The organism is Synechococcus sp. SYN20, assembly GCF_014279555.1.
Lineage (GTDB): Bacteria > Cyanobacteriota > Cyanobacteriia > PCC-6307 > Cyanobiaceae > Synechococcus_C.
The window spans coordinates 388,053-409,358 of the sequence record NZ_CP047959.1; the positions used below are offsets into that span (position 1 = coordinate 388,053).

Sequence of the window (21,306 nt, forward strand, 5' to 3'; positions counted from 1 at the left end):
AAGAACCTTGAACAAGCGTTGGCGCAATGTGGGGCTTTATGTCCTGCTCGTAGTGGTAGTAATCGTTGTGGGTACGGCGTTCCTTGATCGCCCCGACCCTGCAACGGCGGCACGCACGCTGCGGTACAGCGATTTTGTTGAATCTGTTCAGGAAGATCAGGTCAGCAGGGTGTTGCTCTCTCCCGATCGTGGAACGGCTCAGATTGTTGAGACCGATGGTCGTCGTGCGGAGGTCAACCTCGCTCCGGACAAGGATCTGCTGAAGATGCTGACGGATCACAACGTCGACATCGCTGTGCAGCCTTCACGTCAGCCGGGCGCTTGGCAGCAAGCCGCGACCAGCTTGATCTTCCCGTTGTTGCTGCTCGGAGGTCTTTTCTTCCTGTTCCGTCGCGCCCAGGGCGGCGGCGGCGGCGGTGGAAACCAAGCCATGAATTTCGGCAAGAGCAAGGCCAGGGTCCAAATGGAGCCCACCACGCAGATCACATTCGGTGATGTTGCTGGAATTGAGGGCGCCAAGCTTGAGCTCACTGAGGTGGTTGATTTCCTCAAGAATCCAGATCGTTTTACCGCTGTAGGAGCAAAAATTCCTAAGGGTTGCTTGCTAGTTGGCCCTCCGGGTACAGGTAAAACCCTGCTCGCCAAAGCAGTGGCAGGTGAAGCAGGTGTTCCCTTCTTCTCGATCTCTGGCTCTGAGTTTGTGGAGATGTTTGTTGGTGTTGGTGCCAGCCGTGTTCGCGACCTGTTTGAACAGGCCAAGAAAAATGCACCATGCATCGTGTTCATCGATGAGATTGATGCTGTCGGTCGTCAGCGTGGCGCTGGCCTCGGTGGTGGTAACGATGAGCGAGAGCAAACCTTGAACCAGCTCCTTACGGAGATGGATGGTTTTGAAGGCAATACAGGCATCATCATCATTGCGGCAACCAACCGCCCTGATGTGTTGGATTCAGCCTTGATGCGTCCAGGTCGTTTCGACCGCCAAGTCACGGTTGACCGGCCTGATTACGCTGGTCGTCTCCAAATCCTTGGCGTTCACGCCCGCAGCAAAACCCTTTCGAAGGACGTGGACCTCGACAAGGTGGCTCGCCGGACCCCTGGATATACCGGTGCTGATTTGGCCAACCTTCTCAATGAAGCGGCCATCCTTGCGGCTCGCCGTCAACTCACTGAGGTGAGCAACGACGAGATCAGTGATGCGATTGAGCGCATCATGGTGGGCCCTGAGAAGAAGGATCGGGTGATGAGCGAGCGTCGCAAGCGTCTGGTTGCTTATCACGAGGCAGGCCATGCGCTCGTGGGTGCACTGATGCCTGACTACGACGCCGTCCAGAAGATTTCGATCATTCCCCGCGGGAATGCGGGCGGTTTGACCTTCTTTACCCCGAGCGAAGAACGGATGGAATCTGGCCTTTACTCACGGACTTATCTTCAAAACCAGATGGCCGTGGCCTTGGGTGGTCGGGTTGCAGAAGAAATTGTTTACGGAGAAGACGAAGTCACAACGGGTGCTTCCAACGATCTCCAGCAGGTGGCTTCCGTAGCCCGTCAAATGGTGACCCGTTTTGGCATGAGCGACAAGCTTGGCCCGGTTGCTCTTGGCCGTGCGCAAGGTGGAATGTTCTTGGGTCGCGATATCGCCGCTGAACGTGATTTCTCTGAAGACACGGCAGCCACGATTGATTCCGAGGTGTCGGATCTTGTCGACGTCGCCTATCACCGTGCCACCAAGGTGTTGAACGACAACCGTTCTGTCCTTGATGAGCTCGCTGAAATGCTGGTTGAAAGCGAAACTGTGGATTCACAGGAACTTCAGGATCTCTTGATCCGACGCGATGTACGAATTGCTGAGTACGTCTGATCGTCAGCAGTGGTTGATGGCCTCTCTGCGCCGTCAGCCACTCATCATTGTTTTGCGGCCCAGGGAGAGTGATCTCCTTGGGCCGTTTTTGCAGTCATTGTTGTGTCAACGCCTCGATCAGTTGGTTGATCTGGGCGTCCATCACATTGAAATTGCCTGGATGGATCACTCTCGCTGGAGTGCCCTGATAGCGGCCATTCGTCTGCGGCATCCAACCCTTCAGCTGGGAGTGGCCTCTGTCACGTCTCAACGCGGTCTCCAAGCGGTCATCGATCTTGATCTGCCCTATGCCATGTCGCCGCTGTTGGATCAGGGTCTGGTCTCTATGGCCCAGCAACACAACTGTTGTCTCGTCCCTGGTGTGATGACGCCAACCGAAATTCGGCAGGCATGGGTTCTTGGTTGCCATGTTGTGAAACTGTTTCCAGCGGTGGTGCTGGGCCTCGATTATCACCGGCAGATTTCCGCCCCAATGAGGGATCTGCCCTTCATGATTGCCGCCGGAGGGTTGAGTGTGGCCGACTTGGATCCGTGGTTATCGGCTGGTTACGACGCGATTGCCCTCGGTCGTGGCGTTCTCAGCACAACAAACGCCATCGCCGACCTAAGCCATTGGTTGACGTGAGTCTTATCTGCTACAGATGGGATAGTGAATTCATTTCGAATGTCTCAGTTATCCATCAAGCTGAGCGACAAGGCGGATGCTCTGATCGCGCAATTGCAGAAAGAGATCTTTAATCGTCGCCGTAAAAAGGTCACGGCAGCTGGTGTTGTTGAGACCTTGGTTGAAAGCGGCGCAAGGTCTCAGTCCGACAAGCGCTTTGCCACTTCTTGGGTCAATCTGATTGAAGACATTGAGAAAGCGGCGAAGCTAGCCACTGCGCATGGAAGCAAGCCTGCATCCCTGACGGATGAGGAATGGGTGATGGTGTTGAGTCATCGCAATCGCCAAGTTTCCAAACCGCGTCAAGCCAGCAAAACAAGCAAAGCTGTGAAAGTTGAAAAGCCTGCCGCTGCTCGCACCACAACCTCAACCAAAACAAAACGAGCTTCTTCCTCTGCAGGGGTTGCCAAAGCACGGGTGGCCAAGACAACCGAAACGTCTACAACCTCCTTGGCGTCAGTTGGGAAGCCTCGTAAGGCGCGCCGTGCCCGTAAGTCGACTACTGAGTCCACTTCAGCGCGATCCACCGCTGGCCGCATGGCGAAAGCGGCAGCACAGTTGGCTAGCAGCAGTGGGATCCAGTCGCCGGCCAGAAGCTAAGGCTGGTTTGGATCACCAAAGGCTGCATTGCCCTTGCTGCCTGAGCAGGTGATCGGCCAGTACTAAGGACACCATCGCTTCCACCATCGGAACGGCTCTTGGTAAGACGCAAGGGTCGTGGCGTCCTTTGGCTGAGAGCGTGGTGGCCTCTCCTACCGCGTTGATGGTTTGTTGCTCCTTGCGGATGGTGGCCGTTGGCTTGAAGGCCACGCGGATCACAATCGCTTCTCCATTGCTGATCCCTCCCTGAATGCCTCCGGAATAGTTGGTGGCCGTATGCAGGCTTCCGTCCTTGGTGGGTAGAAAGGCATCGTTGTGGGCACTGCCCTTCAGCAAAGTGCCGGCAAAGCCCGATCCGATTTCAAAGCCCTTGGTGGCGGGCAGTGACATCACGGCTTTGGCTAAATCAGCTTCCAGCTTGTCGAACACGGGCATTCCCAGCCCTGTGCTTGCTTGCCGCACCACGCACTCAATCACCCCGCCGCAGGAATCTCCCTCTTGGCCGATCGCTTCAATGCGTTGAATCATCTTTTCGGCCATCCCTGCATCAGGGCAGCGCACGATGTTGCTTTCTACTTGTTCGGGTGTGACTGAGCTGGGATCAACGTTCGCCTCGAGATCGTGGATTCGCTTCACCCAAGCAATCACTTCGGTTCCATTGGCTTTTCTGAGCAGCTGCCTGGCAATGGCTCCCGCTGCAACCCGTCCAATCGTTTCCCGTGCGGAGGCCCTGCCGCCGCCGCTGCGGGCCTGGATGCCGTACTTCGCCTGGTACGTGGCATCAGCATGGGAGGGGCGGAAGGCCACTTCCATGTCTTTGTAATCCTGAGGTCGTTGATCCTTGTTGCGCACCACCATTGCAATCGGAGTGCCAAGGGTGACCCCATCCAGTAATCCGCTCAGGATCTCGACCTTGTCTTCTTCTTTCCTCGGTGTGGTGATACGACTTTGACCAGGCCGTCTGCGGTCGAGGTCTGCCTGAATGGCCTCAAGGTCTAACTCCATCCTTGGCGGGCAGCCATCCACGATGACGCCCACACCTCCACCGTGCGATTCCCCAAAAGTGCTGATCCGAAACAGTTCTCCGAAGCTGCTGCCCATGGGGTCTCCCTGCTGGGATGAGCGTAATCAGTCGGGTTCACTGTTGATCTGATCTGAGCTCAGATCAGATCAACAAGCGCTGCCGTTGGACGCTCGCTTTCTGGAAGATCTCTGAGCATGGTGAAATCTTCAAAGCTGAATCCAGGCCCAACACAGCAACTCACCAGGCTGTAAGGACCTTCAGCTTTAGCGGCCTGCCAGTGATCCGCTGGAATCACCTGAACAGGGTTGTGCATCGACAACACCTCTCGCGTGGCCTGATCAGCCTTTGGTTCGAGGCACCACAGACTGAGTGGTGCTCCTTGTAGATGGGTCCACACCTCATCGGCATGGCTCACCCTGTGCCAGCGACTGAGCGATCCTGCATCCAAGAGATACAAGATTGTGCTGATGGCGCAGCGCTGTTGCTGATCAGGGCGAACCACAAGAGCAGAGCTTCGATGCAGCTCGCGATACCAGCCGCCCTCCGGATGGGGTTGCAGCTTCCATTCCTCGACCAGCTTCTCAATGACCTCAGATGCGTTGCGTTCGTTCATTGGATTCACTCTTTTGGTTTGTGGAAACGCATCAGGCCCCAGCAGAGCCTTCCAGCTTTGCCTCCTTCAACCCAATGCTCAAGACCTGCGCTCATGGTTTTGAGGTACTCAGGACTAATGCTCAGTTTCAGCTCGTCATGACGCCGTTGGAGCTCGTCACGAACTCGGCTGTAGTGGAGGATCAACATTGGCGTGCGGTCATCCCAAACGTCGCGTTGAAGCCCAACGTTGGTCGCCCAGCTTTTGTATCGCTCTGGGGAGCCCAGATCGGAGAGGTGAATGCGTTCCAGAATCTTGGAGAGTGACCCTGAGGGCACGCCGTTGGCCGCCATGGGGTCTGTCATCACCATCACGCCACCGGGCTTAAGAAGTCTTGCGGCTTCTTTCATCACCTGTTGGCGATCTCCCGAGTGAAGGATGGCATCTTGGCTCCAGACCACATCGGCGCAGGCATCCTTAAGAGGCACGGCTTCAAAAGAGGCGTCATGAACCTGGATTTGACCTTCCAAGCCGGCCGCATGATTGAGTTCACGATGACGGGTGTTCTCGACGGCAGAGATATTGATGGCTTCTACGTTGACCTTGGGGTTTTGGCAAAGGTGGCGAGCCGCTCCGCCGTAGCCAGAGCCCAGATCCACGATGGAACAGCTCTCGTTAGAGGAGTCAGTGCGCTGCTCCTTAATGAGAGCGGCTAGCGCTTCTACCGTGCGGCGACTCGCGGTTGCAATCGGCTCCGACTCCGCGTTGTAGAGCCCGATATGAATGTCTTCTCCGCCCCAAACCTCGGCATAAAAGCGGTCGGCATCGTTGCTGTCGTAGTAACCAGCGGCAGTGGAGGCAGCCTTTGAAAAAGAAGATTCAGCCATGATCTAAATCTCGGTCATGTCTGTGTCAAAGCGATATTCCTTTTCCGCAACATGCACATAGAAGTCAGGATCGTCATGGCCTTGTTGGTAGTCCCCGAAGGTATTGATCCGTTGAAATCCAACCTCACGCATTAGGCGTCTTACATAGCCGTGGCGCAACGGAAACATATTTAGGTGGTAAGTGCTTCCGTCGCTGAAGGCGTAGCGGAAGCGAGCCAGTCCGTCGTCGACATGCTCCGGACCAACTTCAACATCCTTCCCGCAGTACACGTTGCTTTTTCCGCTTTTGGAGTTGCCCTCCAGCAAGCGGTCGTAATTTCTGTGATCCAGGATCAAAATGCCGTTGTGCTTCAGCACGGCGTAGTACTCCGCCAACGCTTTGCGTCGATCTTGCTCACGAAATAGATGCGTGAAGGAATTGCCTAGGCAGATCACCGCATCAAACTCGCCATGAACGTCACGATTGAGAAAGCGCCAATCGGCATGAACGGTGCGCATCAACAAGTCGCGTTCGCGTGCATTTTTAAAGGCGCGAGCCAACATGTTTGGACTTCCATCCACACTGACAACATCAAATCCTTCTCGCAATAAACGAACGGAGTGGAAACCTGTGCCAGTGGCAACATCAAGAACGGATTTGGCTCCATGCTGATGCAATAGTTTGATGAAAAAATCTCCTTCTGCTTTTTCTCTTGCCTCCCAGTCAATCAATCGATCCCAGCGATCAACAAATTGTTCGATGTATTCCTGTTCGTAATGATCAGTTTCGCGAACCCGTTCAGGTGAGTCTCCGAACTTCTGAGCATCTTTCTGCTCGACTGGAGAGGGATTCGTGAACGATGACATAGATGACTTTTAATGTGGGAACAGAGATCTTGAAGATCTCGTATCGATGCATTGACAAATGCATGCTCACACCAAAAGCTTCCGAATTCTGGTGGCTGTTGTGAACGATATTTCTTCAAGCTAACGCTCGTTTTTGAAAGTGTCAGCAAATTCGATCGGCTTTGATTGCCAGCCTGGAGCAATAAGTCGAATTTATGCTGTTTTCGTGAAGGAAAGCATTGTGATGCTCTCGCGCTAGCTACGTTGTAATTAATGAATGCTGGGGCAAATCCGAGATGAATTCGGAGATCTGCCTTAATTCTCTCTGGAAGATATATGGAGGGTCGGCAGATTCAGCGATTAAGCAACTTCAGTCTGGTCTAGATCCACTTGATTTGTATCAGCGAACCGGCCTCCGCGCTGCTGTTCGCGATGTCTCTCTTGAGATCCAAACGGGCGAAATTTTTGTGGTGATGGGCCTCTCGGGGTCTGGAAAATCCACCCTGCTGCGTCTCCTTAATGGCTTGGTGAGGCCTTGCTTAGGTGAGGTGAGGATTCAGGGGCGGCAGCTGTCTTCTCTGAGTCCAATGGAGCTCAACAAGCTTCGTCGTGAGCAGATGGGCATGGTGTTTCAGTCCTTTGCGCTCTTCCCGCATCGAACCGTGATCGACAACGCGGCGTTTGGCCTTGAGGTGGCCGGTGTGTCTAGACCAGAGCGCAGAGACTTGGCTTTAAAGGCTCTTGAGCGTGTAGGCCTCGGGGATGAATGCCGAAAGCATCCTCATCAGCTTTCTGGGGGGATGCAGCAGCGGGTTGGTCTTGCGCGAGCGCTGGCGCTTGATCCACCAATCTTGCTGATGGACGAGGCCTTTTCCGCGTTGGATCCGTTGATTCGCAGCGACATGCAGGAGTTGCTGTTGGAATTACAGGCTGAGCGGCAACGCACCATCGTTTTTATCTCCCACGACCTTGATGAGGCGATTCGGCTTGGCGATCGGATTGCCCTCATGCAGGACGGCCAAGTGCTGCAATGCGGAACGGCTCAGTCCCTCCTCAGCGACCCGGCCAGTCCTGCCGTGCGTCACTTTTTCCGTGATATCGATTCCGCAGCCGTGTTGGATGTCGCTGCGATTGCTGCAATGCCGAGCTGTCTGTTGGTGAACGCTGCTGGTCCATCCGCTGCCTTGGATGCCTTCGTTGGTGACCCGGTGTACGTCCTCGATGAGAGCAAGCGGTTGCGAGGAGTACGCACGATCTCTAACGGCTGGATTGAGGCTGATCAGCTAGCAACGCTGCGTGCTGGTACGCGGGTTCGTGATGCGATGCCGCTTGTTGCCTCGCTTGCCTATCCACCGCCTGTTGTGGATCGTGAAGGTTGCTTCTTGGGTGTGATTACACCCCGTCTGCTGTTGCGTTCCCTGGAGGTCAACGTTTGATGCTTCAAGCTCTGCCTTTCGGATCTGCATATGGTTTCGCTGCAGTGCATCAAGCCGGAGCCTTAGGCCTCGCTGTTGATGCTGCAGTGGTGTGGTTGCTCACCTACGCACAAGGCCTCTTTGACGTTGTCAATGCAGGAGTCATGGCTCTTGTTGCCTTCGCAGAGACCTTGCTGGCAGCGCCCGCTCCTTGGAGTTTTGCGCTGATCGTGGCTGGTCTTGGCCTCTGGAGAGTGAGCGGTGGATTCGCCTTGTTTGCACTGCTTGGTTTGAACTTGGTGCTGGCGATGGGGCTTTGGGATCCGATGATTTCGACCCTCGCACTGGTGTTGACGGCATCATTTTTGGCCTTGCTGATTGGTCTCCCTCTGGGGGTGCTATCAGCGCGTCTTCAGTCGGTGTGGCGATTGTTACGACCTTGCCTTGACCTCATGCAGACCATGCCGGCTTTTGTGTATTTGATTCCGGCGGTGATGTTGTTCAGCACAGGTGCTGTTCCAGCAATCATCGCCACCTTGGTGTTTGCAATGCCGCCGGTGGTTCGTCTCACCCAGCTCGGGATTCGTCAGGTTCCTCTTGATCTCATGGAGGCGGGTCGTGCTTTTGGGTGCAGTGAGTTGCAATTGCTATGGAAGGTGCAGATGCCGAGCGCTTTGCCCACGGTGATGAGTGGCGTCAATCAAACGATCATGCTGGCGTTATCGATGGTGGTGATTGCCTCGATGATTGGTGGAGGCGGCCTGGGTGATGTCGTGCTGCGCGGCATTCAACAGCTGGATGTGGGCCTTGGTTTTGAGGGCGGGATTGCCGTTGTGATTCTCGCTGTGATCCTCGATCGACTCAGTCAGAGCTTGATGCTTGAAGGCGAGAGGACATTGGAAGCGCGCTCCCGTCGGTGGCGTTCGCTGTGGAGGACACCATGACAGCTCCTCTTTGGCGTCGACGTGCCGTTTTGCTGTCAGGGCTCGGTTTGGCTGCGGCTTCCCTATCCAGCCAAGTGCGCTTGAGCCGGCAGCGCCAGGCTGACGCCACCGCACCTACGTCTTCCACGCAAAAAGGCTTCGCCTCACAATTGGGCCCTGAGGGGTCTCAATCGGGCGCAACAGGGCCATTGCGCTTGGGATGGTCTCCATGGGCTGATGCTGAAGTGATGAGCTTGATCGCCCAGCGGGTGATTCAGCAGGCTTACAACCTCCCAATCGAGCGGGTGATGGCGGATATCGGCATTCAGTACGCCTCTGTCGCAAGAGGCGATCTCGATCTCATGCTGATGGCCTGGTTGCCGTTAACGCACAAGGATTATTGGACGCGCGTGCGTGACAGGGTGCTTGATTTCGGTTCGATGTATTCCGGTCGCCTTGGCTGGGTTGTACCCGATTACGTGGATGCCTCTGAGCTTCGCTCTATCGCTGATTTGCGCAAGCCTGAACTGGCGGCGCGGTTCGACAACACGGTTCAAGGCATTGACCCAGGGTCAGGGCTTAATCAGGCCTCTGAACAAGCGTTGGTGGACTACAACCTGGGTGACATGCGCCTGGTTGCCTCCAGTAGCGCAGCGATGACAGCTGTTCTTGATAAAGCAATTCGAGAGCAACGTTGGGTGGTGGTCACAAGTTGGACTCCGCACTGGATGTTTGCTCGCTACAAGCTCCGCTTCTTGGAAGATCCCCAGCTTGTTTTTGGTGGAGTGGAGTGGATTCATGCCTTAGGTCGAAAGGGTTTGGATCGCGACCATCCAGATCTGGCCGGATTCCTTTCGCGTTTTCAGATCCCTGATCGTGAACTCTCTGATTTGCTGCTCATGGCCAATGAGCGATCGGCCGGTGTGGCAGTCGAGGACTACCTCGATCGTCATCCGGCCCGAATTCGCTACTGGACCACTGGAATGATCAGCTAAAAGCACAAGCTGGTGTCATGCCGCTGCCGCAGGACGTCTTGGTGGACAGGCCATCAGGGGGCGATGGTGATGACGTCGTGGCGTTCTGTTGGGTGCTGTCGTGATGTTGCGTTGCTGGCCTGCTTCGGCAAGGTCTGCTTGTAAGCGTTCGGTGCAGCACAGCAACCTCGACCAGCTCGGCAGCTGATGGGCCACGGGAGCTGCCATCAAGTCCTCCACTCTGGGACGCAACAAGGTGGCGAAGTTCTGGACAGCAAGCTCCTCGCTGTGTCGGTTGTAAGGCAGACGATTAATTGTTGAATCCAAGCCAAATTGCTGAACACGGTCTTCGCCCACTCGTCGGAACAGCACTTCAAGCGTTGGGATTTGGTCTGGAGACAACATCCGACCCTCATGCTCCATGAGTCCACGAAGCACCGTGGCAAAAATTTCACCGGCCATGCGTTGCAACCCCTCTGAGGGAGCATTGCCCAGGGTTTTGTGCTTGTGATCAAACAAGCCGAGATCCACTTGGGCGATGCGCCGAGGAGCCACATGGCGATACACCTCCGAAAGCAAACCAATTTCGAGTCCCCAGTCGGAAGGAATGCGCAAATTCATGGCCAGATCTCTGGTGAACGCGAATTCGCCGGCTAAGGGGTAGCGAAAGGATTGGAGATAGCGCAAGTAAGGCATCGGGCCAAAAATCTGCTCCAGGCTGGTGAGCAGTGGACCCACAAACAGGCGTGTTGCCCTTCCGTGGAGAGATTGGGTCTCGAGCGAAAGACGGCTGTAAAACGCTTTCACGTAAGCCACACCGAGAGAGGGATCCAGCAACGGCCGCAGCATTCTTTGTGGATAGGCCGGTGAAAAGGTGCGGATGTCGGCATCAAAGAGTCCAACGATCTCAGCGTTTCTGCAAGCCACACCAAGCCCTTGCCACACAGCCCAGCCCTTCCCGGGTGGTCCGGTCACATTGAGGCCAAGGGTCTGAAGGGACTGAAGTGATTCGGCAACGGCGGGGCCATTGGTCCAGTGCACTCTCACCGGAAATGGCATGCCAGAAAAGAACGCTTCGGCGGCAGAGACATCGTCGCTGGTTTCCGCGGACAACGCGATCACGAGTTCTTCGAGGCCGCTTAGTTCTGCCAGAACCTCACGGATCAGTCCGAGCGCAGGACGGCTGAATTCCTCCATGAGGCATGGGATCAGCAAGGACGTTGGCCGTTGCTTCAGCTGACGCCGAAAGTCTGGGAGGTCCAGCTTCCCGAGCCCATAATCATGAATTGTGGCGATTAATCCCTGCTGAAAATCCATGCGGTGATCAATGCGACAACAATTTGCGGAGCTCTGTTCCATACCTGATGCACTTGGCAAAGGCACGGTGTCGAAGCTGTTAATGGCGCATAAGTGGTTGCCATCGCTTCTGACGGAGCTCTATGAACACCATTCTTCGGAGGATCTCAATCTGCTGTCGTCGCAATTGCTGCATTCCGAGCAGTCCGCGTCAGAGAGTGCCGTTTCAGAGTCGCTTGATGCTGGGGGTGCAGATGCAACGGCAACGGGTGCGCGTTGGGATTCCTCGAGTTGTGTGTTGATTGCCTACGCCGATACGGTGAGCGCCAAGGATCAGCCTGGGCTCCGTTGTTTGCAATCCCTCCTCCAGAAGCATTTCAATGGGCTCTCATCGGTCGTGCACGTGTTGCCCTTCTTGCGCTCAACCAGCGATGGAGGTTTTGCTGTTGCCAGTCATGAGGAGATTGAGCAACGCTTCGGCGATTGGAATGATTTGGCCGCGTTGGCTGAAGGTCGCCAGTTGATGGCTGATCTGGTTCTCAACCACATTTCAGCGTCTCACCCCTGGGTGCGGGCTTTTCTGAAGGGAGAGCAACCTGGATCTCGATGTGTGTTGGCTGCTGCTCCCAACCCTTGTTGGGACAATGTGGTACGTCCACGTAGCTCGGCGCTTTTCACCACTCTGGCGACAGATCGGGGCCCCGAAACGGTCTGGACCACGTTTGGACCCGATCAAGTGGATGTGAACTGGCGAGAGCCTGAAGTGTTGCTTGGATTCACACGCCTCCTCGATCTTTTTGTCAGTTATGGCGTCCAATGGTTGCGCCTTGATGCCGTGGGGTTTGTTTGGAAACAGCCTTCCAGTGACTGCATCCATCAGCCGCAGGCCCACCGGTTGGTTGAAGTGTTGCGCCTTCTCTTGGAATCGCGATGTCCTCAAGGAGTGGTGGTAACGGAAACGAATGTTCCCGAGCAGGAAAATCTGTCTTATTTGGCCACTGGCTCCGAAGCTCACCTCGCCTACAACTTCCCCTTACCCCCGCTGGTCCTCGAGGCCTGTCTCAGTCGTCATGCTGATCTGTTGAATTCCTGGCTGGCGCGTTGGCCCCAGCTCCCTCAGCAGACAGGGCTGCTCAATTTCACCGCCTGTCATGACGGGATTGGCTTGCGGCCACTCGAGGGTTTGATGGAATCGGAGCGTTTGCTCCAGTTGCTGAAGCAATGCGAGCAGCGGGGTGGTTTGGTGAGTCACCGGCGCTTGGCCGATGGTCTGGAGGTTCCCTATGAGATCAATATCAGCTGGTGGAGTGCCATGGCGGCTCCTGGGCGGGATCCATCACACCATCAACGAGCGCGTTTTTTGTTGACGCAGTTGCTGCTGCTTGCGTTGCCCGGTGTGCCTGCGTTCTATCTGCCGGCTTTACTGGCAACCCCGAATGACAATGCTCGCTTTCGTATCAGCGGTCATCGCCGCGATCTCAATCGTCCTCAGTTTCAACTCGACCGTTTAGCGCGATTATTGGCTGATTCCGAAAGCGATACCAGTCAGGTGGTGGTGTCACTGCAACAAGCGATGGCTGTTCGTCGTGGGCAGGCGGCCTTAGATCCCTTTGCCCCAATGACGGTCCTGAGCGAAGGGCGCTCTGATCTGGTGATTCTGCAAAGGGGTGAAGGGCCAGGCACTCTGTTTGCGATTCACAATTTCAGTGATGTTCGCCTCAGTTTCCCTTTGAGCACCCTTACGAACTCAGGGTCTGTTTGGCATGACGTGTTGAACGGGCATTCTCTGGTTGAGGGCCAAACGGCTCTCGATCTTGAGCCGTTTGCTGTGCATTGGTTAACCCGATGAAGACAACAGATGCTCTGTCCTCAATCCGCTGGTGGGTCGTCACCGATCTCGATGGGACCCTGATGGACCATGCCTACAACTGGGAGCCGGCAAGGGAGGCGATCCGTGGCTTGCAGCTAAAGGGAATTCCCGTGATTCCTTGTACGAGCAAAACGGCCGAGGAGGTGAAAAGTTTCAGGGCTGCAGCTGGGCTGAAGGATCCGTTCATCGTTGAAAACGGAGGGGCTGTTCATGGGGAAACCAGTGATGGTGAGCCATGGGAGCTTGCTTTGGGATGCCCTGTTGCTGAACTTCGCCCGGTTTTGCAAGAGCTTGCGCAGCTGCTCAGTGAGCCGTTGCAACCGATTGATGCCCTTTCGGATCAAGAGGCTTCAGCCCTGCTTGGGTTGCAGGGTGAAGCGCTGCAGTTGGCGTGTACGAGGCGTTGGAGTTTGCCGTTTGTTCCCCCTTCCGCATCAGCTCGGCAACGGTTGCCAGAACTCGCCAACCGGCTTGGTTTCGCTGTGGTTCAGGGCAACCGCATGGGTCACCTCCTCGGCGCAGATGTCAGCAAGGGTCGAGCGCTTGAGGTTTTGAAGCAGCGCAGTGGTGGCTTCCCTGTGCGTGTACTTGCTTTGGGTGACTCTCCGAATGACCAGCCCCTCCTTGAGGCTGGTGATCTCTCCGTTGTTGTGCCTGGTGCGAATGGTCCCCATCCAGTTTTTGCTGAAGCGATCGCGCAAGGCCGCTACCAGTTAGCGCCTGCTTGCCACGCTCAGGGCTGGGCAGAGGTGGTGTTTCAGTACATTCTCAATGCACGGTGCTGATGCCATGCACATCGATTGTTTCCACAAAGACAGAGTGAAACTCTGCTTGCAAGGGGAGCAGACTTGATCAGAGAGATGATCAAGCACGGATGACAGCGATTCAATGCCGATACACCGGTGACTTGCACTGCACGGCTCAGCACGGACCCTCCGGCACCGTCCTCAACACCGATGCACCAACAGATCATGACGGCCTTGGTGAATCCTTTTCGCCGACTGATCTTCTGGCGACAGCGCTTGGCACATGCATCTTGACGATCATGGGAATCGCCGCACGGCGTCGCGGCTGGGACCTCATTGACGCCAACGTGGTCGTTGAAAAAACAATGACGATCGAGGGACCACGCCGCATTGAAAGCCTTCAAGCTCAGATCAGCCTCCCTGTTTCTCTTAGTCAGGAACAAAAGGCCTTGTTGAAGCGGGTCGCGAATGATTGCCCTGTGAAACGAAACCTCGACGCTTCAATCACGATTGATTTGATCTGGAGCGACGCAAGTTCTACGGCTCTCTAGTTGTTTTATCAACGCCATTCAGGCGAGGAGATTTTGATGAGACTTCAATTCATACCTATTCATGTCTTTCGTGAAACACCGTCTGTCACCTTTTTCGATGCAGGAGTGTCTGGTACCAATGGAACAGATGTTGTGGTCCACAGGGGTGCAGCGACATCACCACCCGATGTGAATGGATTTGAGCAGTACTACGTCCATCAGCATCAAGTGGATCACAATTTGGTGCTCGAGGGGCAGCGCACCTTCGTCCTTTTGAATCCTGCATGGGATCAGTCCCATCACGTCATTCATTTGATCCGCGAGATGGGTGCGCTTCAGATCCCTGTAGGGACCTATCACCGCTCAACCTCTGGTGAAACAGGAAGCATGGTGTTGAACCAATCGCTGCGTGATCCCCAGTTTGATTTCAAGACGGAGTTCATTCCCGTGAGTTTGGAGGGTCGAGAAGATCTTCGACAGGCACAAGCCTCTGTTCCATGGGTATGGAGTTGGAAAGACGGCCACATTTGCCGTTTTCATTGATCTAATTGCTCTGGCGTAAGCCTTGTGATCGCTTTTTCTGTGTTGTTGAGGAAGAAAGGAAGGCACAAAAAAGCCCCCACCGTGAGGAGGGGGCTTTCTAGTTCAGTTGATCTGAACTTTTGAAGGGTTCCAGATCAACCGATTGCAGGTGCTTGAAGTGCCACAGGTGTGGACTCAGCAGCTGCCAGGTCGAGGGGGAAGTTATGAGCGTTGCGCTCGTGCATCACTTCCATGCCCAGTCCAGCTCTGTTAAGAACGTCGGCCCAGGTGTTCAGGACGCGGCCCTGACCATCAAGGATTGACTGGTTGAAGTTGAAGCCGTTCAAGTTGAAGGCCATGGTTGACACGCCAAGGGCGGTGAACCAGATGCCGACCACAGGCCAGGCTGCAAGGAAGAAGTGAAGGCTACGGCTGTTGTTGAACGAGGCGTATTGGAAGATCAGGCGACCGAAGTAGCCGTGAGCAGCCACGATGTTGTACGTCTCTTCTTCTTGGCCGAACTTATAGCCATAGTTCTGGGACTCGGTCTCGGTTGTTTCACGAACCAAGGAGGAGGTCACCAATGAACCGTGCATGGCGGAGAACAGTGAACCACCGAACACACCAGCCACTCCCAACATGTGGAAGGGGTGCATCAGGATGTTGTGCTCAGCCTGGAAGACCAACATGTAGTTGAAGGTTCCAGAGATGCCCAAAGGCATGGCGTCAGAGAAAGAACCCTGACCGAAGGGGTAGACCAGGAACACTGCAGATGCAGCAGCAACAGGTGCGCTGTATGCAACACAGATCCAAGGGCGCATGCCCAAGCGGTAGGAAAGTTCCCACTCACGTCCCATATAGGCGTAGATGCCGATCAGGAAGTGGAACACAACCAGTTGGAAAGGACCGCCGTTGTAGAGCCACTCGTCGAGTGAGGCAGCTTCCCAGATTGGGTAGAAGTGCAAGCCAATGGCGTTGCTGGAAGGAACAACAGCACCAGAGATGATGTTGTTGCCATACATCAGTGAACCTGCAACAGGCTCGCGGATGCCGTCGATATCAACCGGAGGAGCGGCGATAAAAGCAACGATGAAGCAAGTGGTAGCGGCAAGCAGTGTGGGGATCATCAACACACCGAACCAACCGACATAAAGACGGTTGTTGGTGGAGGTGACCCACTCACAGAACTGCTGCCAGCCGTTAGCGCCGGAGCGCTGCTGGATGGTGGTAGTCATGAATACGGAAAAGAGCCTGTGGGATGAATCCCGGTGGCGAATAAAAAAGGCCGGTTAACCCGACTTACGTAATGTAAAGGAAGTTTGCGCTGCTGACACGATTCCCGGCGTGAGCGCTCCTGATCCCACTGATCAGCTCAGCTGATCAGTGGCCTTCTTACTGGTGTGCTCATACCGTTGGAAAGATGAAAACAAGTCGGCGTTACTTTCTGAGGCTGTTAGCAACCACGGCAGCCAGTCGATGTTTGCTTCATGCCGTTCAAGCAGCGCCCAATCAAAAAACGTTTCACTCCGTGGCTGCCTCAGAGCGGGGAGATCTTCGCCTGGCCTTGATCAGTGATCTCAACGGTCCTTACGGATCAACCCGCTACAGCCCAACCGTGACAGCAGGGATTGATCTGCTTTCTGAACTGAAACCAGATCTGGTGCTTTGCGCAGGGGACATGGTGGCCGGCCAGAAGATCAGCCTGACGGATTCTCAGCTTGAAGCGATGTGGAGCAGCTTCCAATCCACGATTCTCAATCCCCTCCTCCAGCAGGGGATTGGAATGATTCCAACGATGGGAAATCACGACGCATCCAGTCAAACAAAGGCTTCTCAGTACATTTTTGCAAGAGAGCGCCATCAGGCAGAAGCCTTTTGGGATCATCAGAAGAACCGGCTTGGGCTCAAGTTCATCGATGCGTCGCAGTACCCCTTTCAGTTCAGTGTTAAAAAACCTGGCTTATTCGTCGTCGTAATTGATGCTTCATCCGCAACTGTTGATCGAGGTCAACGGCAGTGGCTTGAGCAAGCACTGGCATCGGAGTCGAGATCACCAGACGATTGCTGCATGGTGATGGGACATCTCCCACTGACCGCCATCAGTGTTGGCAGGGATCGTGCCGGCGAGTGCATCGAAGATGCTATGAACCTCACCGATTTGATGCGACGTCATCAAGTAGACCTCTATCTCTCAGGACATCATCACGCCTGGTTTCCGGGCGAACTCAAGGGACAGCGCCTGCTCAGCCTTGGTGCCATGGGGAACGGACCTCGTCGGTTATTGGGGACGCAACGCACATCTGATCCGAGCCTCACAGTGCTTGATCTTTTTCAAACGACGAGGGCAGTTCGTGAAACCACATTCAGTTTGAAAACATTGGAGTCAATCAGCCTTGACTCCTTGCCAAAGCAGTTGAGCGCAAATTCATTTCCAACCTTGAATCTGCGAAACACCAACTGGTCTTATGGCGCCTAAAAACACTTCCTGAATTGAAGAAGTTAAGTCTTCTTGATGCTGTCATCAGCGCACAAAAAAGCCCCCACCGTGAGGAGGGGGCTTTCTAGTTCAGTTGATCTGAACTTTTGAAGGGTTCCAGATCAACCGATTGCAGGTGCTTGAAGTGCCACAGGTGTGGACTCAGCAGCTGCCAGGTCGAGGGGGAAGTTATGAGCGTTGCGCTCGTGCATCACTTCCATGCCAAGTCCGGCACGGTTCAAGACGTCGGCCCAGGTGTTCAGGACGCGGCCCTGACCATCAAGGATTGACTGGTTGAAGTTGAAGCCGTTCAAGTTGAAGGCCATGGTTGACACGCCAAGGGCGGTGAACCAGATGCCGACCACAGGCCAGGCTGCAAGGAAGAAGTGAAGGCTACGGCTGTTGTTGAACGAGGCGTATTGGAAGATCAGGCGACCGAAGTAGCCGTGAGCAGCCACGATGTTGTACGTCTCTTCTTCTTGGCCGAACTTATAGCCATAGTTCTGGGACTCGGTCTCGGTTGTTTCACGAACCAAGGAGGAGGTCACCAATGAACCGTGCATGGCGGAGAACAGTGAACCACCGAAGACACCAGCCACACCAAGCATGTGGAAGGGGTGCATCAGGATGTTGTGCTCAGCCTGGAACACCAACATGTAGTTGAAGGTTCCAGAGATGCCCAAAGGCATGGCGTCAGAGAAAGAACCCTGACCGAAGGGGTAGACCAGGAACACTGCAGATGCAGCAGCAACAGGTGCGCTGTATGCAACACAGATCCAAGGGCGCATGCCCAAGCGGTAGGAAAGTTCCCACTCACGTCCCATATAGGCGTAGATGCCGATCAGGAAGTGGAACACAACCAGTTGGAAAGGACCGCCGTTGTAGAGCCACTCGTCGAGTGAGGCAGCTTCCCAGATTGGGTAGAAGTGCAAGCCAATGGCGTTGCTGGAAGGAACAACAGCACCAGAAATGATGTTGTTGCCATACATCAGTGAACCTGCAACAGGCTCGCGGATGCCGTCGATATCAACCGGAGGAGCGGCGATGAAAGCGACGATGAAGCAGGTGGTTGCGGCAAGCAGTGTGGGGATCATCAACACACCGAACCAACCGACGTAAAGACGGTTGTTGGTGGAGGTGACCCACTCACAGAACTGCTGCCAGCCGTTAGCGCCGGAGCGCTGCTGGATGGTGGTAGTCATGAATACGGAAAAGAAGGTCTCGCAAGGAGACGGTTACGGAAGGGCAGGACGCCCTGCCGAATGCATTGTAAAGCAAGTTTGCGGTTTGTAACCACTTATTCATGCGGTAATCCTTAAGCCCGCTGCCGGGCGTTGCAGCAGATGCAGTTGTTAGCGTCCGCACATGAGCAACGCAGTGCCAATAAAGACTTCAAGGGCAGCAGGCGAAAGAGTCCTGTTTGTGCGCTTGCCATGCAATCCGATCTTCCCGATTGGCCCGATTTATTTGGCTGATCACCTGCACAAGTGTTTTCCGGAATTGCCTCAGCGCATTCTTGATTTGGCAGCCCTGCCGGTTCTTGATGTCGAGGGTGTTCTGCTCAATGTGGTGGACCAGTTTCAGCCCACGCTGCTCGTGTTCTCCTGGAGAGACATCCAGATTTATGCACCTGTGGATGGCAGGGGTGGCAACCCGCTTCAAAACTCTTTTGAAGTTTTTTACGCACGCAATCCTTTGAAGCGGATCAAAGGGGCCTTGGGCGGATTGCGCTTGATGACCAGTCATTACGGCGAGCTTCATCGCAATCAAAAATTGGTGCGCCATGGTTTGAAAAGGGCGCGTCGCCATCGTCCCGAGGCTCGTGCTGTTCTTGGTGGAGGAGCAGTCAGCGTCTTTTATGAACAGCTGGGCCGGTCCTTGCCCAAAGGCACCATCATTTCAATCGGTGAGGGTGAACCGCTTTTAGAAAAGCTTCTGGCTCAACAGCCACTTGATGGAGAGCGTTGTTTTGTGGTGGGGGAGGCGCCTCGCCCGGGTTTGATTCACGAGCAACCCGAGAGCAAGCCCAAAACTGCGTGTGATTACAACTACATCTCTTCCATCTGGCCACAGCTGGATTGGTATTTGGAGGGTGGAGACTTTTACGTTGGCGTTCAAACCAAACGAGGTTGCCCCCACAACTGTTGTTATTGCGTTTATACCGTTGTCGAAGGCAAGCAAGTTCGGGTGAATCCTGTGCAGGAGGTTGTCGCTGAAATGCGTCAGCTTTACGACCGTGGAGTGCGTGGCTTCTGGTTTACCGACGCTCAGTTCATCCCCGCTCGCAAATACATCGAGGATGCCAAGGAGCTGTTGCGCGCGATCAAGGCTGAAGGTCTAACGGGGATTCGTTGGGCGGCCTATATCCGAGCCGACAACTTGGATCCTGAGTTGGCTCAGTTGATGGTTGAAACGGGCATGAGTTATTTCGAAATTGGCATTACCTCTGGGTCTCAGGAGCTCGTGCGCAAGATGCGCATGGGGTACAACCTGCGCACTGTTTTGGACAGTTGCCGGATGCTTGCCGAGGCGGGCTTCCGTGATCACGTGTCGGTGAATTACTCCTTCAACGTGATTGATGAGCGGCCGGAAACGATTCGGCAAACCGTGGCATATCACCGTGAACTTGAAGCAATTTTTGGTGAAGATCTGGTGGAGCCTGCCATTTTCTTCATCGGCTTACAGCCGCATACGCATCTTGAGCAATACGGCTTCGATCAAGGCCTGATCAAGCCTGGCTACAACCCGATGAGCATGATGCCTTGGACGGCTCGCAAGCTTCTCTGGAATCCTGAGCCGATGGGCAGCACGTTTGGCAGGATTTGCCTTGAAGCGTTTGATCGTGATCCCAGTCGTTTTGGCAAAACGGTGATGGGACTTCTGGAACGCGACTACGGCACAGCTCCACTTGAAGAAGCCCTGCGAGCACCGGTTGAAGGCCGCAAGGCCTTGGCGACGGCGACCCGCTAGTTCAGTTCCACCAGCGGCGACGCACCAGAATTAATCCCGCCAGCCCGACCCAGCCCAGGAGACCTCCGATCGGGTTGGGATTGTCCCCGCCGGGACCCAAGAGCCAAACCGGCCCTGTCGCCGGCACGCTGATCAGGCCGGATTGCAGGGCAAACCAGCCCCCGACCAGTCCGCCGTGAAGTCCAACCGATCCCCAGAGCGCACCTTGATCGGCACGCCGTTGCAGCGCTAATGCCAGCCCCAAGAGAGTCAGCCCTACCACCAGACCAATCGCTTCGATCGCGGGCAGCTGATACCAGGGATGAACTAGAGCAAAGAAGGCGGCCTGCAAGCCAATGGCCCGTTGACGGCCTCCCAGCAGCTCCAATTCACCCCAGAGCCAACCACGAAAAAGCAGCTCCTCAGCGAATCCCGCCCCCACCAGCAGGGCGACGGCATTAAGGAGTTGTCCGGCTGTGAGTTGCCCCTGCCATTGGCTTTGGCCGCTGAGCAGTAGGACCACAACCACGCCAAAAAGAAGAGCAGCTGCCTTCAGGAATCCACGAAGGAAGGCGCGTAGACCCGCGGCGGTAGGAACGACAATCCCCAGCTCTTGCCAGGGATGCTCGACGCCCCAGCTCCGTCGCAAGCGCCAAGGGAGGGTGAGCAACAGCAGCAGCAACGCCACCACCACTCCGGCCAGATTCACCTGGTCCGGGCGCCATTGGGGGAAGATCAGCGCCAGAGGTCGTGCGCTCAGCCAACCCAGCCCGTAGAGCACCGGTACATAAAAAAGCGTTCCCCACCAGTGCAACGTTGATCTGGTGGGGGTCTGCATCACTCTTCTGGTTCGATGGTGCTGGTCAGGCCCTTGTTCTTCAAGGTTTCGCAGTAAAACTCTGCAGGTTCAATGTCGCAAACGATCACCAGGCCTACCCCCGTGTTGTGCGTTTCCAGCATCACGGCCATCGCGTCTTGCTCACTGAGTTGGGGAACCACCTGCTGAAGGGTGACGACGACGTACTCCATGCTGTTGACAGGGTCGTTGTGAAGCAAAACCTTGTAGCGGGGCGATGTCTTACGCACCCGCTCGGTTTGCTTGTCAAGAACCGCAGCCCCACCGGGGCTACGGCTGGGTGTATCCACCATTGC

At 55.2% G+C, this 21,306-nt stretch carries 21 protein-coding genes; 12 read left to right on the plus strand and 9 right to left on the minus strand.

Annotation, left to right across the window (positions count from 1 at the left end; translation table 11 throughout):
• Window positions 1-7 precede the first annotated feature (7 nt).
• From ftsH3 to SynSYN20_RS01970, 3 genes are read left to right on the plus strand one after another with little or no spacing between them, the layout of a single operon-like run.
• The gene (gene ftsH3 / locus SynSYN20_RS01960; protein ID WP_186524521.1) at window positions 8-1,861 is read left to right on the plus strand and encodes an ATP-dependent zinc metalloprotease FtsH3; all 1,854 of its coding nucleotides are present in this window, start codon (window positions 8-10) and stop codon (window positions 1,859-1,861) included.
• Entirely contained in the window at window positions 1,836-2,486 is a 651-nt protein-coding gene (locus SynSYN20_RS01965; RefSeq protein WP_186524522.1) for a bifunctional 4-hydroxy-2-oxoglutarate aldolase/2-dehydro-3-deoxy-phosphogluconate aldolase, read from the plus strand. Before ftsH3 ends, SynSYN20_RS01965 begins: the two co-directional genes overlap by 26 nt.
• A gap of 39 nt (window positions 2,487-2,525) precedes the next feature.
• Complete coding sequence (locus SynSYN20_RS01970; RefSeq protein WP_186524523.1) at window positions 2,526-3,125, plus strand: hypothetical protein; 600 nt, start codon at window positions 2,526-2,528, stop codon at window positions 3,123-3,125.
• A gap of 12 nt (window positions 3,126-3,137) precedes the next feature.
• Here SynSYN20_RS01970 and aroC read toward each other — a convergent pair whose 3' ends face one another.
• From aroC to SynSYN20_RS01990, 4 genes are read right to left on the minus strand one after another with little or no spacing between them, the layout of a single operon-like run.
• Window positions 3,138-4,226, minus strand: coding sequence for a chorismate synthase (gene aroC / locus SynSYN20_RS01975; RefSeq protein ID WP_186524524.1), 1,089 nt, complete (start codon window positions 4,224-4,226; stop codon window positions 3,138-3,140).
• A 59-nt stretch (window positions 4,227-4,285) separates the two neighbouring features.
• Window positions 4,286-4,762, minus strand: coding sequence for a cupin domain-containing protein (locus SynSYN20_RS01980; protein WP_186524525.1), 477 nt, complete (start codon window positions 4,760-4,762; stop codon window positions 4,286-4,288).
• A 5-nt stretch (window positions 4,763-4,767) separates the two neighbouring features.
• The gene (locus tag SynSYN20_RS01985; RefSeq protein WP_186524526.1) at window positions 4,768-5,628 is read right to left on the minus strand and encodes a methyltransferase domain-containing protein; all 861 of its coding nucleotides are present in this window, start codon (window positions 5,626-5,628) and stop codon (window positions 4,768-4,770) included.
• A 3-nt stretch (window positions 5,629-5,631) separates the two neighbouring features.
• Entirely contained in the window at window positions 5,632-6,474 is an 843-nt protein-coding gene (locus SynSYN20_RS01990) for a class I SAM-dependent methyltransferase (protein ID WP_186524527.1), read from the minus strand.
• A gap of 275 nt (window positions 6,475-6,749) precedes the next feature.
• On the opposite strand from SynSYN20_RS01990, the gene SynSYN20_RS01995 reads away from it, so the two are divergent.
• The 3 genes from SynSYN20_RS01995 to SynSYN20_RS02005 are packed head-to-tail and all read left to right on the plus strand — an operon-like array spanning window position 6,750 to window position 9,786.
• Window positions 6,750-7,889: a glycine betaine/L-proline ABC transporter ATP-binding protein gene (locus tag SynSYN20_RS01995; RefSeq protein ID WP_186524528.1), complete on the plus strand. Its 1,140-nt coding sequence runs from the start codon at window positions 6,750-6,752 to the stop codon at window positions 7,887-7,889.
• A complete protein-coding gene (locus SynSYN20_RS02000) occupies window positions 7,889-8,812 on the plus strand; it encodes a proline/glycine betaine ABC transporter permease (protein WP_186524529.1) in 924 nt (307 codons plus the stop codon). Before SynSYN20_RS01995 ends, SynSYN20_RS02000 begins: the two co-directional genes overlap by 1 nt.
• Window positions 8,809-9,786, plus strand: coding sequence for a glycine betaine ABC transporter substrate-binding protein (locus tag SynSYN20_RS02005; protein ID WP_186524530.1), 978 nt, complete (start codon window positions 8,809-8,811; stop codon window positions 9,784-9,786). The genes SynSYN20_RS02000 and SynSYN20_RS02005 overlap by 4 nt, the downstream gene beginning before the upstream one ends.
• Window positions 9,787-9,801: 15 nt before the next feature.
• On the opposite strand, the gene SynSYN20_RS02010 is transcribed toward SynSYN20_RS02005, so the two are convergent.
• Window positions 9,802-11,082 (minus strand): glycosyl transferase, encoded by a 1,281-nt coding sequence (locus SynSYN20_RS02010; RefSeq protein WP_186524531.1) that lies wholly within the window; start codon window positions 11,080-11,082, stop codon window positions 9,802-9,804.
• Window positions 11,083-11,092: 10 nt separating this feature from the next.
• Between SynSYN20_RS02010 and SynSYN20_RS02015 the strand changes: the two genes are divergently transcribed.
• The 4 genes from SynSYN20_RS02015 (at window position 11,093) to SynSYN20_RS02030 (ending at window position 14,750) form a co-directional block, all read left to right on the plus strand.
• A complete protein-coding gene (locus SynSYN20_RS02015; RefSeq protein ID WP_186524532.1) occupies window positions 11,093-12,910 on the plus strand; it encodes an alpha-amylase family glycosyl hydrolase in 1,818 nt (605 codons plus the stop codon).
• On the plus strand, window positions 12,907-13,716 hold the full coding sequence (locus tag SynSYN20_RS02020) for an HAD-IIB family hydrolase (protein ID WP_186524533.1): 810 nt from the start codon (window positions 12,907-12,909) through the stop codon (window positions 13,714-13,716). The genes SynSYN20_RS02015 and SynSYN20_RS02020 overlap by 4 nt, the downstream gene beginning before the upstream one ends.
• An 89-nt stretch (window positions 13,717-13,805) precedes the next feature.
• On the plus strand, window positions 13,806-14,228 hold the full coding sequence (locus tag SynSYN20_RS02025) for an OsmC family protein (RefSeq protein WP_186524534.1): 423 nt from the start codon (window positions 13,806-13,808) through the stop codon (window positions 14,226-14,228).
• Window positions 14,229-14,264: 36 nt separating this feature from the next.
• Entirely contained in the window at window positions 14,265-14,750 is a 486-nt protein-coding gene (locus SynSYN20_RS02030; protein WP_186524535.1) for a hemagglutinin, read from the plus strand.
• A 134-nt stretch (window positions 14,751-14,884) separates the two neighbouring features.
• Here the strand turns inward: SynSYN20_RS02030 and psbA (SynSYN20_RS02035) are convergent, their stop codons facing one another.
• Window positions 14,885-15,964 (minus strand): photosystem II q(b) protein, encoded by a 1,080-nt coding sequence (gene psbA, locus SynSYN20_RS02035; RefSeq protein ID WP_006854385.1) that lies wholly within the window; start codon window positions 15,962-15,964, stop codon window positions 14,885-14,887.
• A gap of 185 nt (window positions 15,965-16,149) precedes the next feature.
• On the opposite strand from psbA (SynSYN20_RS02035), the gene SynSYN20_RS02040 reads away from it, so the two are divergent.
• The gene (locus tag SynSYN20_RS02040; RefSeq protein WP_186524536.1) at window positions 16,150-17,205 is read left to right on the plus strand and encodes a metallophosphoesterase; all 1,056 of its coding nucleotides are present in this window, start codon (window positions 16,150-16,152) and stop codon (window positions 17,203-17,205) included.
• Between the two features lie 122 nt (window positions 17,206-17,327).
• Here the strand turns inward: SynSYN20_RS02040 and psbA (SynSYN20_RS02045) are convergent, their stop codons facing one another.
• Window positions 17,328-18,407 carry a photosystem II q(b) protein gene (psbA, locus tag SynSYN20_RS02045; RefSeq protein ID WP_006854385.1) on the minus strand — a complete coding sequence of 360 codons (1,080 nt, stop codon included), beginning with the start codon at window positions 18,405-18,407 and terminating at the stop codon, window positions 17,328-17,330.
• A gap of 163 nt (window positions 18,408-18,570) precedes the next feature.
• Here psbA (SynSYN20_RS02045) and SynSYN20_RS02050 point away from each other — a divergent pair, with 163 nt between their 5' ends.
• A complete protein-coding gene (locus SynSYN20_RS02050; RefSeq protein WP_186524537.1) occupies window positions 18,571-20,175 on the plus strand; it encodes a photosystem II high light acclimation radical SAM protein in 1,605 nt (534 codons plus the stop codon).
• Window position 20,176: 1 nt separating this feature from the next.
• On the opposite strand, the gene SynSYN20_RS02055 is transcribed toward SynSYN20_RS02050, so the two are convergent.
• Both SynSYN20_RS02055 and clpS read right to left on the minus strand, forming a co-directional pair.
• Window positions 20,177-20,992, minus strand: a complete 816-nt coding sequence (locus SynSYN20_RS02055) for a CPBP family intramembrane glutamic endopeptidase (protein ID WP_186524538.1) — start codon at window positions 20,990-20,992, stop codon at window positions 20,177-20,179.
• Window positions 20,992-21,303 (minus strand): ATP-dependent Clp protease adapter ClpS, encoded by a 312-nt coding sequence (gene clpS, locus SynSYN20_RS02060; RefSeq protein ID WP_186524539.1) that lies wholly within the window; start codon window positions 21,301-21,303, stop codon window positions 20,992-20,994. Before clpS ends, SynSYN20_RS02055 begins: the two co-directional genes overlap by 1 nt.
• Between the last annotated feature and the right edge of the window lie 3 nt (window positions 21,304-21,306).

Excerpts from the sequence above, each read along its gene's own strand:
- SynSYN20_RS01965 (WP_186524522.1), top strand. The coding sequence starts at position 1,836 with ATGTACGAATTGCTGAGTACGTCTGATCGTCAGCAGTGGTTGATGGCC.
- SynSYN20_RS01970 (WP_186524523.1), top strand. The coding sequence starts at position 2,526 with ATGTCTCAGTTATCCATCAAGCTGAGCGACAAGGCGGATGCTCTGATC.
- aroC (WP_186524524.1), bottom strand. The coding sequence starts at position 4,226 with ATGGGCAGCAGCTTCGGAGAACTGTTTCGGATCAGCACTTTTGGGGAA.
- SynSYN20_RS01980 (WP_186524525.1), bottom strand. The coding sequence starts at position 4,762 with ATGAACGAACGCAACGCATCTGAGGTCATTGAGAAGCTGGTCGAGGAA.
- SynSYN20_RS01985 (WP_186524526.1), bottom strand. The coding sequence starts at position 5,628 with ATGGCTGAATCTTCTTTTTCAAAGGCTGCCTCCACTGCCGCTGGTTAC.
- SynSYN20_RS01990 (WP_186524527.1), bottom strand. The coding sequence starts at position 6,474 with ATGTCATCGTTCACGAATCCCTCTCCAGTCGAGCAGAAAGATGCTCAG.
- SynSYN20_RS01995 (WP_186524528.1), top strand. The coding sequence starts at position 6,750 with ATGAATTCGGAGATCTGCCTTAATTCTCTCTGGAAGATATATGGAGGG.
- SynSYN20_RS02000 (WP_186524529.1), top strand. The coding sequence starts at position 7,889 with ATGCTTCAAGCTCTGCCTTTCGGATCTGCATATGGTTTCGCTGCAGTG.
- SynSYN20_RS02005 (WP_186524530.1), top strand. The coding sequence starts at position 8,809 with ATGACAGCTCCTCTTTGGCGTCGACGTGCCGTTTTGCTGTCAGGGCTC.
- SynSYN20_RS02010 (WP_186524531.1), bottom strand. The coding sequence starts at position 11,082 with ATGGATTTTCAGCAGGGATTAATCGCCACAATTCATGATTATGGGCTC.
- SynSYN20_RS02015 (WP_186524532.1), top strand. The coding sequence starts at position 11,093 with ATGCGACAACAATTTGCGGAGCTCTGTTCCATACCTGATGCACTTGGC.
- SynSYN20_RS02020 (WP_186524533.1), top strand. The coding sequence starts at position 12,907 with ATGAAGACAACAGATGCTCTGTCCTCAATCCGCTGGTGGGTCGTCACC.
- SynSYN20_RS02025 (WP_186524534.1), top strand. The coding sequence starts at position 13,806 with ATGACAGCGATTCAATGCCGATACACCGGTGACTTGCACTGCACGGCT.
- SynSYN20_RS02030 (WP_186524535.1), top strand. The coding sequence starts at position 14,265 with ATGAGACTTCAATTCATACCTATTCATGTCTTTCGTGAAACACCGTCT.
- psbA (WP_006854385.1), bottom strand. The coding sequence starts at position 15,964 with ATGACTACCACCATCCAGCAGCGCTCCGGCGCTAACGGCTGGCAGCAG.
- SynSYN20_RS02040 (WP_186524536.1), top strand. The coding sequence starts at position 16,150 with ATGAAAACAAGTCGGCGTTACTTTCTGAGGCTGTTAGCAACCACGGCA.
- psbA (WP_006854385.1), bottom strand. The coding sequence starts at position 18,407 with ATGACTACCACCATCCAGCAGCGCTCCGGCGCTAACGGCTGGCAGCAG.
- SynSYN20_RS02050 (WP_186524537.1), top strand. The coding sequence starts at position 18,571 with ATGAGCAACGCAGTGCCAATAAAGACTTCAAGGGCAGCAGGCGAAAGA.
- SynSYN20_RS02055 (WP_186524538.1), bottom strand. The coding sequence starts at position 20,992 with ATGCAGACCCCCACCAGATCAACGTTGCACTGGTGGGGAACGCTTTTT.
- clpS (WP_186524539.1), bottom strand. The coding sequence starts at position 21,303 with ATGGTGGATACACCCAGCCGTAGCCCCGGTGGGGCTGCGGTTCTTGAC.